The following is a 13052-nucleotide window of genomic DNA, read 5'->3' as shown; positions in this document are numbered from 1 at the left end:
ATCTTCAGGAAAGTACATTCTCAATAATTGCAGCCTCTCGCATCGGTTTTAATCCGGCCGACAATTTCTCCGCCGCGCACCGCGTATACGTAGTCGTTCAAATTCGGAATGACGCAGGAGTGGTTCGGAATAATCTCGATGCGATCCCCGATAGACAGGCTGACTTGCGCAGGGTCGTAACGCAGCATGCCATGCTCTTCATTAAGCGAAGCGATCATAACATCCGGCTGGCCGACAATCATCCCGAAGCCATCGGTATGATGGGAACGATCGCTGGTCAACGTTTTGGTTCCGGCGTCAATGGTCGCCATGCCCGGCATCGGCATGCTGATGACCGTAGCAATGACCCGAAGCGCGCAATCCTCAGGCTCTGCAAGGCCCATGCTAACTGCGGACACGTCATTGTATAAATAATTGCCCGCGCGCACCTCCGTAATGCCTTCCGCATACTCACACAGCTTCGACGTTGGCGTCGAGCCCGAGCTAACGATATCAACCGGGATACCCGCTTCACGCAGATCGCTTACAACGCCGCGAATGATCTCCGCTTCCTCGCGTACAGCAGCCTTCAGCGCATCGTCCGTTTGGTTCCGATACACCAGGCCGAAATAAGCCATAATGCCGGCAATCTCAATGCCCGGCAGTTCCCGTATCTTGCGTGCGAAGGCTACAATATCCTCGCCAGGCTGGCGTCCGCCGCGATGAAGACCGCCATCCAACTCGATCAGCACGCGCACGGGCTGTCCCGCCCGCTCGCCAACAGCGGACAAGCCAAGTGCAGCCTCCCAGCTGTCGACGGTAACGGTGACGCGGATGCGGCGGTGCAAACGTTCCAGCCGCTCCAGATTGCGCTCGCCGACGATCGCAAGTGCGACGAGAATGTCGTCGATACCTCCATCAGCGAATACTTCCGCCTCGGACAGCTTGGCCACTGTAATGCCGACCGCTCCTGCTTCAAGCTGCTTGCGGGCAACCTCCAATGACTTATGCGTCTTAATATGCGGCCGATGGCGAATGCCATGCTGAGCCAGCTTCTCTGCCATAAGAGCGATATTACGCTCTGCCGCATCCAGATCAACAAAGGCATAAGGCGTTGGCGGATTGCGGTCAAGCTCCGGCAAACCTGGTGTCATCGTATTATCGTTCATCTCTGTTGCTCCTCTCCCATTAGGGCATCTCTATCTCTTCATACATGAACCTCAGGGTATAATCGTTCGTGCGGTCTTCCTCACGAGCCATACTTGTCCCGGTATTCCTGCGGCGTCAATCCGGTATGCTTCTTGAATACATGAATAAAGGAATGCGCCCGCTGATAGCCAAGCCGGGCGGCAATCTCATAAATTTTGTCCGATGTGTCGAGCAGCAACCTGGCCGCCTTCTCCATCCGTATTCGATAGACGTATTCGGTGATGTTCTCCCCAGTCTCCAGCTTATAAATCTTCGAAATATAGACCGGATGGAGAAAAACATGCCTCGATATCGCGGTCAGCGACACATCTTCGTCGAGATGCTGCTCGACAAATTGCCGCACATCGGCAATCAGCTTCGCACGCGAGTCCTGCTTATCCGTTTCTGCTTCACTGCTGAGCCTGCCCAGCAGCTCCAGCGACCAGTCCAGCAATTGCTGCGCATTGCGGAACGGCAAGCCTACAGTCAGCTTCTCATAGCCCGGACCGATCAGATCAGACAATCGCTGTCCATTCTTATGCGCATAGGATGAAACTGCCGAGGCGATGATGAAGTAGGCCTCCAGTAATTGCTCCTCCGTCTGCAGCTCCGCGGCGATGCTCTTCAGCCGCTGCTCCGCTTGCTGCCATTGACCCGCTTCCAGCAAATGCGACAGGGACGGCAGCTCATACAGAGAAGATAACGAACATGTTTCGTTCTCGCCGATTGCCGCATCCGATACGGTCAGAATAAGATCGGACACATCGCCGATGCGCTTGCGCAGCGTCGATAGCGTGCCGTCATACATCATGGCCAGATCAGTCGGGAATACCCCAGTCCGGCTGATGAGGATCGTCGCCGAGCCGCGCAGGAACGTATGAATCGCATCCTTCAACTGGCTTGCTTTGCTCTCCAGCATGCGGTACAACTCGGCGCAATCTGCGCCGCCCTCCCCGTGCGTGATTAGGAACACCAGATATTGATGCACATCCTTCCCGTGCCACAGCTGGCAATCCGGCTGGAACAGCTCCTCCGCCATGTTGCCTACCGCGTATTCCACGAGCGCAAGACTATGCGGATCATAGTTGTGAAAGGGCTGCTCCAGCCTGACCAGCATTAAGGCAAAGGCCTGCTCATAAAATTCCGGCACAGACAGCATCGTCATCTTATCGCGAAGCTCAGCCGCCGCATAGCGCTTCCCAAGCAGCAGCTCCCCCAGCAGATTGCCGCGCATCTGGGGAAGATTCTCCCGGAGCGCTTGCGCAATCCGCTCTTGCGAGATGACCTCGCGCCACTCCTCCGCAAGCTCGGTGCGCACCTGCGCAACGGCAGCCAGCAGCTCCTCATCCTTAGCTGGCTTCAGCAGATAGCTGACTGCCCCGTGCCGGATCGCTTCCTTGGCATATTCGAATTCCGCATGGCCCGACAGAAGAATACACTTCGTCTTGCGCCAGCGCCGCCGGATCTGCTCCGACAGCTCCAGTCCCGACATGCCAGGCATGCGGATATCGGTCAGCACAATATCGATCGTACAGGACTCCATCACATCCAGCGCTTCCTCGGCGGAATACGCTTTATGAACCCCTGTGATACCCGACTCGCTCCACGGCACCAGCTCTGACAGCCGGTCGGTAATATGCCGTTCATCATCCACGATCAGCAATTGCGCCATGCTCCGATTCCTCCCTCCAGATCATGGTGACTTGCAGTCCGCCCAGCGGACTAATCGCTAGCTGAAGGCCTGAACCCGGGCCAAATAGATATCTTAGGCGTTGATGCACATTCCAGACGCCGCAGCTGGTCTGCTCCTCCAACGGCTGGCGAAGCTTCTGCTCCAGCATCAGCAGCTGCTCGTAAGGCATACCTGCCCCGTTATCCTCCACGACAAGCATATAGCGGCCTTCTCCGGCATGTCCGGTAATCCGAATCAATCCGGCCCCGGGTTTTCTCTCGATGCCGTGGACAATCGCATTCTCCACGATCGGCTGCAGCAGCAGCCTCGGAAGCGGCAGCTCCAGCATCTCTTCCGGCACATCGATCTCATAGCGAAGCCGCCCTAACCGCAGGTTGTGAATTTCCAGATAGTTCTCGACAAGCTGCAGCTCCTCGCGCAGCGAGGCCGGCCGATCTTCCATCCGGGTCGTATACCGGTAATATTCAGCAAGATTCTGAGCCATCGCCACGACCGATGGCGTATCTTGCATTTTTGCCGTATTTATAATGAAGAACAGGCTGTTGTACAGAAAATGCGGGTTGATCTGCGCCTGTAATTGCTTCAGCGTAGCCTCATGCCCCCGTATCTTCTCCGCATAGACGCGCTCCACAAGATCCTGAATTTCCTCCGCCATTTCATTGAACCGCAGGAACAGGAAGTCGAACTCATTGCTTGTGCTGTTCTCGATCCGCGTCGACAGATTGCCCTTCTTCAACATCTGCACCCCGCGCATCAGCTTGCCAATCGGCCGCTGAACATTGCGGTACAGCAAATAGGATGCGATGACACCCATAGCGAGCAGCAGACCGATCGTCGCGTAGAACATCGCGTTCGTCTTGTGAATGGGCTGGAGGATACTCTCCATTGGCACATAATCAACCAGATACCAGCCAAGCTGCTGCGACTTCACATAGAAGATCGCCACACGCCCCATGCCAATATCTGCAACCACATGCCCGCTGACTCCCAGCTCTCTGCCGCCGAGCTTACTCATAACCTCACGGACGGCATCCGTATTCATTGTCGTGCTGCCGATCGGATCATAGGCCTTGTTGTAGAGGAACGGATCGCTTCGCCCGTCCCACTTGACCATGTCCAGCATGCCGGAGATGTTCGATACAGGAAAGCCTACCTGAAACATCGCATCCACCTGCTCTACAGAGGTTGCACTGTACGGCTCCGAGATTTGCCTGATGAAGCGTGCGCCCGGCACCTGGGCATAGCCCTTGGGATCGTCGTCATAGATCCAGCCCTTGCGCAAGGCGAACCGCTTCACGTCGCCCCACGGATCATAATCCTTAAGCAGATTCGAAGACAGCATCATATCTTGCTTTGGCAAATACAACGTAATCTCGTTCATCCACGAGCTGGATACGCTCTGAAGACTCAGCTTCTTGTTAATCCGATATTCCTCGCGCTGCCGATCGTACGGAATCGTCTTATCCCGCTCCATCAGCTCGCGCACATGAGGATCGGCGCTAAGTGTAACCGTATACATAGCCAACTGCTCGATGGTGGCATCGAACTGCTGAAGCAAGAACGACAGCTGCCCGAGACTGTTGGCTCCGATTTCATTTTCCACAACATCCACGCTTACTTTATTCGTATAGCCATATAAGACCAGGACGGGTATTAGAAACAAGACGATCATGATCATAATTTTGGAAAAAATCGTGCTTTTTCGCGGCATGGCAGCGCGCCCCTTTGTGAAAGGCATGTCCTCTTGGTTGTACAAGTAGTTTAGCCCTTCACTGCGCCCGCCGCAAGACCGCTTACGATAAACCGCTGGGCAAGCAGCGCAATAATCAGCACTGGAAGTGTAATGACGCAGGCCGAAGCCATCAGTGCGCCCCAGTTAATTTCGGAATAGGACATAAAGTTGAATACCGCGACTGGAAGCGTCTTTGTCTTGTCTCCCGCCAGAATAATCGAGAACATAAAGTTGTTCCATGAGAAAATAAAAGACAATAGCGATGAGGTAACAATTCCCGGTCCTGAGATCGGCAATACAATTCTTAGGAACACTTGAGTCGGCGTACATCCGTCAATCAAGCCCGCTTCCTCAATCTCCGTCGGCAAGCCCTCGAAGAAGGAGATCATCACCCAGATGATGAACGGCAGGCCAACCAGCATATGGCTGAGAATAAGCGACAGATAGGAATCAACCATTCCGAGCTGCGAGAAAATAATGAACCATGGAATAAGGAACGTGATGCCCGGAATGATGCGGGCAACCAGAATGATCAGACTAAGACCTTGCAGCCGGTGACGTGCAATCGCGTACGCTGCAGGCAGTCCCAGAATTAAGGAGCCGAGCGTCGATCCTGCTGCCACAATAAAGCTGTTGATGATAAACTTCATGAAGTCGTATTCGCTGAAGACATTCACATAGTTTTGTCCCGTAGGCTTGAAGATCAGAAACTCATCGGGTGACATGATTTGCGCCTGTGTCTTGAACGAAGCCAGCAGCATCCATACGAACGGAAAGGCAAAGCAGATGACTACCAAGCCCGTGAGCGAGCTCATGATGATCGTTTTTAATCGTTTTTTTCGCTTCATGAAGCCACCTCCAGACGTTTGCGCACATAGATCATGAACAGCGTTAAAGCCATAACGATGGCAAAAAAGATGACAAGCAGCGTTGAAGCCATACCCAGCTTAAAGTACTGGAAGCCAAGCGTATAGCCGTAGATGTTCAGCGTCTCCGACTTCATGTTCGGACCGCCTTGCGTGGTCGCATAGATAATATCGAACGTCTTCAGAACATCGATCAGGCGCAGCATGACCGCTACGATAATCGTCGGACGCAGCAGCGGCAGCGTCACATACCAGAACTTCTGCCAGGTCGAAGCCCCGTCCACATCGGCCGCTTCATACGGCTCTGTCGGCAGCGTCGCCAGGCCGGCCATGACGATCAGCGAGATCATCGGCGTCCACATCCACACGTCCATCAGAATAAGGGACGGCATAACCTGAGACGGCGAGGCAATCCATAGCTGTGGGCTGAGTCCGATCATCTTGAGCAGCGTATTGGCGGCGCCAATGCTCGGCTCATAGATCAATAGCCAGACAAGTCCCATCGCGACAGGCGTTGCAACCATTGGGAGCAGGAAGATTGTTTTGACCAAGTTTTTGCCAAAAAATTCACGGTGCAGCAATACCGCAATCGCCACGCCCAGCACCGTCTGCACAATTAAGGCGCCAAATGTAAAGACGAAGGTCTGCTTGACCGTCACCCAAAAACGGGCATCTGTTAATAAGGCGATATAGTTGTCGAGTCCGACCCACTTCGGTGGCGTCGTCGAGGACATGCTCCATTCATAGAAACTGATTCGAAAAGTATATAAAATCGGGAATACCATCATAAGAAGCACGAATAATACAGCCGGCATGGTGTATATCCATTTCTGGTTGCGATCAAACCAGTTCGTTCGCATTGCCTCCATCCTTTCTCGTTGCGCCCCGGGATGAAGAAGGGACGCGCCCTACGGACGCATCCCTCCAACTCCGCAGCTTATTGACCAGATTCGTTATCAATTAAGGCTTGGAATTCTTTGTTGGCCTGATCGGCCGCTGCCTGGATATCTTCGCCCGTAATCGCGCGCTGCACGATCGAACCGATAATATCGCGGGCTTCGCCTACGGCATTCACTTGCGGCAGAGAGTGGTCGACGCCGCCCTTCTGCGTCTCCATTGTTACTTCAGCCAGCTCTTTCGGGAAGGCTACTGTGCCTTCAGGGCTTGCCCATACGGACAAGCGCGACCCCGGATTGCCAAGCTTCTGCGTCTCCAGCATAATCTCTTTGCTAGTAGCCCACTCGATGAACGCCCATGCCGCATCCTTGTCCGCAGCTTTGGCATTCATCGCGATGCCCCACGAAGCGATGTTGAACGGCTGTGAGCCCGCATCGCCAGCCGGGAATACCGCATAGCCGATTTGATCGGCGACGGTGGATTTCTCCGGATCAGCCGCGTTCAGATAGATGGAGTTCACATCTGCGAAGAAAGCAGCTTTGCCTTGTGCGAATACGCCAATAGCTTGCGGCCAGGACATATTCAGCACGCCTGGAGGGCCGAAGTCACGAAGCAGCGTCGCATAGGTGTCCATGCCCTTAACCGATTCAGGCGAATTCAGAACTGCCTTGCCGTCGCGCATAAATTCGCCGCCTTCAGAGTACATGAACGACGAGATCTGCGACACAAGCGCGGAACGCTGGCCGCGAGCGGAGAAGCCGTACATTTCCTTGCTTGGATCATGCAGCGCTTTTGCTGCCGCCAGAAGCTCGTCCATCGTCTTAGGGACGGCAATGTTCGCTTCCTCCAGCAGATCCTTGCGGTAATACAGGATGTGCTGCTCGGTAATCGTCGGGATGCCAACGATTTTGCCATCGATCATATTCGTACTGACGGATGCCTTCGAGAAATCATCGAAATCGTAATCCGCATTTTTGTTCACGTACTCATCCAGCGGCTGAAGCCAGCCGTTGTTGTAGAATTGCTTCGCATGCTGCAGCGGGCTGTACATGAACACGTCAGGCGTTGCCGAGCCGGATGTGAATTGTACGGTCAGCTTCTGGGACAATTGATCCTCGAAGTAGCTCTGTACATCCACCTTCATCCCGGTTTCTTCTTCGAATTGCGGAATCAGCTCTTTAATCGCATCCCCCCACGGGTGGTTCGCTGTAGCGATGGACAGCTTCTTGCCCTGGAACGGCTTGTTCCCTCCATCACCTTCCGCGCCCGGGCTAGGCTTGTCGTTCCCGCCGCCGCATGCACTCAGCATGCTGACCGCCAGGACTGCGGCAAGTGTTCCTTGCATCCAGCGCTTCATCTTTCTCTTCATACGATTGACCTCCTGTACAAATAGGATGAATAACGGGTGCATGCTGTCAGTCTTTCTTATCGGGTCACCCGTTACATCTAGACTAAAGCATCCCGCTTTCCGGTTAAATAACGCACATTCAACAACGATAACGAGGGATTAAAGAAATGTTTCGTAATCGCAATCTGATATAAGGGCTGAACACGTTATGAATGATCACAAAGCATTTCTTTTCAAGTATTTGCTAAAAATATTAGAAAATCCCTATTAAGCACCCGATAACTTCTTTAAAATGGAATGAAATATGAAAAGTAGGGAGACAAATACCCATCATGAAAAAAATGACCGTATTCATCACACTATTATTTTTCCTATGCAGCAGCTTGGCTTCTGCCCACCCGGGAAGAACAGACTCCTCCGGCGGACATACATGCCGCACGAATTGTGAGAAGTGGGGACTGGCCTATGGGGAATATCATTATCATAATGGGGGCGGCAAAAGCTCCTCTTCTACTTCATCGACATCATCTAAAGCCGCTGACACCAGAAGCGCGGAGGAGATCGAAGCGGACGGCTATATTTGGAATGGAGACTATTATTTGAAGCAGAGCAGCTATTACAATGCTTTGTATTACTATTTCAAAACAAAAGATACAGGCTACAGCTGGAAAGTAAATGCTTCGAATCAATCGGCTGCGGCCAAAAAAGTAGCTGAGCAAGCAAAAGCCTTCTACGAATCCGACCAGCTCGACAAAGCAAAGCTATATTATGAGCTGCTGGGACAGGACGCCGCCTACAGCAACACATTCCATGTTCCGGCGAAACTCCAGCTCATTCAGGAGCGCCAGGCTTTCCATAATGCCTTTGCCAATGCGCGTTGGTATTTCAATCAGAAGAACTACGTCAATGCCGTCCTGATCGCCGACAAAAAAATGAAAGAAGGGCTTGCCGCGAATAGTCATGCCCTACAATTCATGAAGGATGCAGCTTTAAAGCTCACGCAGCAAGCGTACAGCGCCTTCGCGAATCAAGACTACGAAAATGCCCTCAAGCGCTACAACGTATTGGCGAACGCTGAATACGCCCCTGCCGATCTAAAAGAAGCAGCACGGAAAAACGCTATTATTACAGAGAAACGCATGAGTGAGTAGAACTTCCACCCATTCCATTCTCTCTTTCCGACAAAAAACAAGCTAACTCCGGTGCTGTACCGGCTCCAGCTTGTTTTTTTCGTCGGCATATATCCACTGAGACTATCCTTCCAGAAGACGGCCTTCATCATGCCATTGACCGTACATCTTATTCGCTCGGGTATGCGCTATAAACTTATCCAGCCGTGAAGTATATAAGGCAACATCCTTTTCAACAGACTGGATATTATCGATTCTGATTCTGACATACAGCTCAGGCAATGCCTGAAAGTTGCTATATAGCTCTTCGTCCTGCTTCAGCCTCTGCAGAATATCTTCTTGGATGACGAATGAACCCGGGTCCATCTCTGGCAAAACGCTCCTTCCCGCCTCTGTCATTAAGCCTAAGCGATCCAGCCGCCGGACGCGCTCCTTGTTCAGCTCCGTCCAGCTGCTGTTTTTCCGACGGGGAGAGAAGCGCTGGCCAGTCTGATGCTCACCCCTACGTTTGCGGGTGCTGTCAATCCAGCCAAAACAAAGCGCCTCTTCCACGATGTCCAGATAGCTGATCGGATCGTTCTTCGTTGTAATCAACCAGCAATACGGTTGTACTTGATGATGCTCGCTTAGCCACCCTCGCCATGCTTGGCGGGTACTTAACCGCACGGCATTATCGATGATCATGTGCAATCACACCCTTCTGCTGCTGTTCCCATACGTCTGCATAATGCGGATTGTACATGATGCCCAGCACGTTGCCGAACGGATCTACGACCGAAGCCGTGACGAATCCTGAATCTCCTCTAGGTATAAGAGGCTCGTACTCTGCAGCACCCATCTCCTTCAGCTTCTGAAGCATCGCGTGGATATCATCCACATGCCAATACATAATGACGCCCCCAGGACCAGCAGCTGCTTGGGCAGGCGCAAATCGGCGATCAATAATGCCCAGCTCATGCTGGTAGTCGCCGAGACGGAATTCCGCATAGGCAAGCCGGCCATCCGGTCCCGGTCGTTCAAAATACGGGACGATGCCGAGCAGCTCCGCATACCATGTTTTCGCTGCCTCCACATCATCCGCCCAATAACTGATCGTCGCAAATCCTCGTAAAGATTGTACTTTGCTCATTAGGGTTGCCTCCCGTTTATGGTCAGAGTATACGCTCACTTCGCTTCGCAAGTATGATCACCTCTTCGCAGTTCCAATTGTACGCCCTCAACGCTGACATCTGTCTGTCAGTGTTTCCAATCTTGTTCTGAATAGCCCTGTTGGTGGATGCTGAGAGTGAAGAATTCGCTCGGATCGACTTAAGACTCGGTTCGTGGTGCTGTGGAGTTGAGTCCATTGAGCGATACAGGTCGATGGCATCGACTTAAATGGGCGGGGATGGCGCAATGTGTGAATTAAGTCGATGGCATCGACTTAAAAAGCTCGGGGAGGGTGCATTGTGTCAATTAGGTCGATGGCATCGACTTAAAAAGCTCGGGAATGGCGCAATGTGTCAATTAGGTCGATGGCATCGACTTAAAAAGCTCGGGCATGGCGTATGTGTCAATTAGGTCGATGGCATCGACTTAAATGGGCGGGAATGGCGCAATGAGAGTTGAGTCCATATAATTGTGTAATTATGTACTTCATAAAAAGTAAGCCATGAAGTAAATACTCATCTAGAAAAGTTGCCTAGACCATTCCAGAGGAGAGTATTTATTCATGGCTCACGATCAGGTTACACTAAAAAATCCATTATTAAACCAACTGTTTATCGGAGAAAATCGAGATGCCGGCGCTGCCGCTTTACTTGAGACTGTTTTAAATGAAGTGTCAAAGGCACAAGCGACCGAACAATTAGCCGCTTCGGAATATGAGCGAACACCCCATCCTAAAAAAGCAACAACACCCTCCTCGTGCGGATGGTGTTGTTGCTGAGGCGAACCTTGCGTATCAAGTTTTTCTTCATTTCAATCTTATCCCATTACATGGAGAACAAAGTTAACAAGAAAGAGAGCTGCGGTACAATATAGCGGAAGCGATATTTCTTTTGCTTTTCCTAGTGCAGCTTTCAATATAACATAAGCTATAAATCCGAATGCCATTCCATCTACAATACTGTATGTCATAGGGATTACGGCGATAATAAGAAATGCAGGAAACCACTCGGTAAACTGGTTGAATGGAATGCGCTGTATCCCGGAAAGCATCAAACCTCCGACAATGATCAATACCGGAGAAATTGCACTATCCGGAATCAGCTTAATGATAGGCATACAAAATATGGCCATAAAAAATAGTATACCCGTTGTAATCGCTGTAAGCCCATTGCGCCCGCCTGCCGAAATACCCGCAACACTTTCTACCGTTGAAACCGTAGGGCTCGTACCGAAAAGGCCGGCCGTAATCGTCGAGAGTGCGTTAGCCTGCAAAGAGCGTTTAAATTTCTGAGGCTTCCCTGCCATGCTCAGATGGCTGTTTATCATGCCAATGTTTTCAAACACAAGGACGAGAGCCAGTGTGAAAGCGGCAATCCAGAATGTCGCCGAGGCCAGGCTGCCAAACGAAAAGGCTCCAAAAAGATCCAAGTATACCTGGAGGGACATATTGCCATTCGATGCTTCACGGATGTTTACCTGACCGAGGCCGATGGCAAGCAAGGTGCCACAAGCTATGGTAATCAGAAAGTTACCGGGTACTTTCCTAATGAACAACACCATCGCAATGACTAACGTTACCAAAGTCATCATCGTAGAGGGGTTGGAAAATTCACCCAAGGAAACGAATGTTTGTTCATTGGCAACGACGATGCCTCCTTTTTGGAACCCAATCAATGTTAGAAACAAGCCTATACCTACCGTTGTCGCTTCCTTTAGCGAATCGGGAATGGACAATGATATCGTTCGAGCGAGCGGTGTAAACGCAACAATAGCAAACAGGATGCCCGACACGACCACGGCTCCCAGTGCTTCCTGCCACGTAAGCCCCATCGTTTGAACAATTGTATACGTGAACAGAGCGTTGATCCCCATCCCCGGGACCAGAATGATTGGCGTATCCGCCCACCATCCCATTAGCAAACACCCTACGAATGATGTTAAGGCGGTTGCGATAACCCCTGCTTCAAACGGGATGCCTGCATCCTCCAAAATAGATGCGTTTACAGCGATAATATACACGATCGTGAAAAAGGAAACGAGGCCTGCCATCAATTCTCTCTGCACTGGGCGTTGAAGCTCTACGCTTTCCTTCTTCCGACCAAATCGTTTACTCATTCATGCTGTACCTTCCTTCTTTATAGCCCCTCGCCCACCCGTTACTAGTATGATTGCCGCTTCAGCGCGCTGAGCTGATCTCAACGAATCAACGGATCGCCGCCTTTGCGCTTACATCTCTTCGATTATGCCAAGGACAAGCTGCAAAAATGTTTTTTTGACTTGTTCAGCCGCTTCCATAACTTCCTCATGTGATAAAGGCTGTTCCAGAATCCCCGCGGCTTTATTCGTGATGCATGAAATGCCGAGCACCTCCACGCCTGCATGTCTAGCTGCGATAACTTCCGGGACGGTCGACATGCCAACAGCGTCGGCTCCAATGACTCTTGCGAACCGGATTTCGGCAGGTGTTTCGTAAGAAGGGCCGATATTCCCCAGGTATACGCCTTCACGGAAGGCAAAACTTTTACTGGCTGCAACTTCATGAGCCAATTGAATAAGGCGTTTGCTGTATGCTTCGGACATATCCGGAAATCGTGGGCCTACCTCTTTGTCATTCGATCCGATAAGCGGGTTGGTTCCCATATGATTGATGTGGTCTGTTATGAGCATCAAATCTCCGACTTCAAACTCCACATTAACTCCACCAGCAGCGTTTGTGACAATAAGCTGGTTAACGCCCAGTGCCTTTAGGACTCGCACTGGAAATGTTACGTGTGTCGCAGAGTATCCTTCATATAAATGGAATCGGCCTTTCATCATCACGACATGCTTGCCGTTTATATGACCGGCAACCAGTTCCCCGGCGTGACCTTCTACCGTCGAAACCGGGAAGTGAGGAATAGCGTGATAAGGAATCGAGGTTGCCTCTTCAATTAAATCCGCCAATATACCTAGTCCCGAGCCCAAAATTAATCCAATTTCCGGTCGGTAGCCTAACTCATGTTCGATAAATGATACAGCCTCTTGGACTTGTTGTTTCATGTTGGACATATTTAGCTCTTCACCTTTCAAA

General features: G+C 51.4%; 10 protein-coding genes and 2 pseudogenes. 2 read left to right on the top strand and 10 right to left on the bottom strand.

All coding sequences use genetic code 11. The features are described from left to right. Positions 1-20: 20 nt before the first annotated feature. The 6 genes from AC0YNW_RS01680 to AC0YNW_RS01655 all read right to left on the bottom strand — a co-directional run bounded on the left by AC0YNW_RS01680 (position 21) and on the right by AC0YNW_RS01655 (position 7724). A complete protein-coding gene (locus AC0YNW_RS01680) occupies positions 21-1148 on the bottom strand; it encodes an alanine racemase (RefSeq protein WP_475830511.1) in 1128 nt (375 codons plus the stop codon). Between the two features lie 80 nt (positions 1149-1228). Beyond that, positions 1229-2839, bottom strand: a complete 1611-nt coding sequence (locus AC0YNW_RS01675; RefSeq protein WP_475830510.1) for a response regulator transcription factor — start codon at positions 2837-2839, stop codon at positions 1229-1231. Beyond that, positions 2814-4571 carry a sensor histidine kinase gene (locus tag AC0YNW_RS01670; RefSeq protein WP_475830509.1) on the bottom strand — a complete coding sequence of 586 codons (1758 nt, stop codon included), beginning with the start codon at positions 4569-4571 and terminating at the stop codon, positions 2814-2816. The genes AC0YNW_RS01675 and AC0YNW_RS01670 overlap by 26 nt, the downstream gene beginning before the upstream one ends. 50 nt (positions 4572-4621) lie before the next feature. After that, positions 4622-5440: a carbohydrate ABC transporter permease gene (locus tag AC0YNW_RS01665; protein ID WP_387472322.1), complete on the bottom strand. Its 819-nt coding sequence runs from the start codon at positions 5438-5440 to the stop codon at positions 4622-4624. Then, positions 5437-6318 (bottom strand): carbohydrate ABC transporter permease, encoded by an 882-nt coding sequence (locus tag AC0YNW_RS01660; protein ID WP_387472324.1) that lies wholly within the window; start codon positions 6316-6318, stop codon positions 5437-5439. The genes AC0YNW_RS01665 and AC0YNW_RS01660 overlap by 4 nt, the downstream gene beginning before the upstream one ends. A 77-nt stretch (positions 6319-6395) precedes the next feature. After that, the gene (locus AC0YNW_RS01655) at positions 6396-7724 is read right to left on the bottom strand and encodes an ABC transporter substrate-binding protein (RefSeq protein ID WP_475830508.1); all 1329 of its coding nucleotides are present in this window, start codon (positions 7722-7724) and stop codon (positions 6396-6398) included. Positions 7725-8035: 311 nt separating this feature from the next. On the opposite strand from AC0YNW_RS01655, the pseudogene AC0YNW_RS01650 reads away from it, so the two are divergent. Beyond that, positions 8036-8215: pseudogene (locus AC0YNW_RS01650) on the top strand (YHYH domain-containing protein); the annotation flags it as partial. Between the two features lie 741 nt (positions 8216-8956). On the opposite strand, the gene AC0YNW_RS01645 reads toward AC0YNW_RS01650, so the two are convergent. Then, positions 8957-9517: a YdeI/OmpD-associated family protein gene (locus tag AC0YNW_RS01645; RefSeq protein WP_475830507.1), complete on the bottom strand. Its 561-nt coding sequence runs from the start codon at positions 9515-9517 to the stop codon at positions 8957-8959. Next, positions 9504-9962 carry a VOC family protein gene (locus AC0YNW_RS01640; protein ID WP_475830506.1) on the bottom strand — a complete coding sequence of 153 codons (459 nt, stop codon included), beginning with the start codon at positions 9960-9962 and terminating at the stop codon, positions 9504-9506. The genes AC0YNW_RS01645 and AC0YNW_RS01640 overlap by 14 nt, the downstream gene beginning before the upstream one ends. 582 nt (positions 9963-10544) lie before the next feature. On the opposite strand from AC0YNW_RS01640, the pseudogene AC0YNW_RS01635 reads away from it, so the two are divergent. Further along, positions 10545-10706 (top strand): annotated as a pseudogene (locus AC0YNW_RS01635) (IS256 family transposase); the annotation flags it as partial. Between the two features lie 92 nt (positions 10707-10798). Here AC0YNW_RS01635 and AC0YNW_RS01630 read toward each other — a convergent pair. Then, the gene (locus AC0YNW_RS01630) at positions 10799-12097 is read right to left on the bottom strand and encodes an NCS2 family permease (RefSeq protein ID WP_475830505.1); all 1299 of its coding nucleotides are present in this window, start codon (positions 12095-12097) and stop codon (positions 10799-10801) included. Between the two features lie 111 nt (positions 12098-12208). Then, complete coding sequence (locus tag AC0YNW_RS01625) at positions 12209-13030, bottom strand: purine-nucleoside phosphorylase (protein ID WP_475831251.1); 822 nt, start codon at positions 13028-13030, stop codon at positions 12209-12211. Positions 13031-13052 lie beyond the last annotated feature (22 nt).

Source organism: Paenibacillus sp. J31R120, from assembly GCF_056269225.1.
Note: the sequence above shows the minus strand (reverse complement) of the source record. Positions and strands in the feature narration are given on the sequence as shown.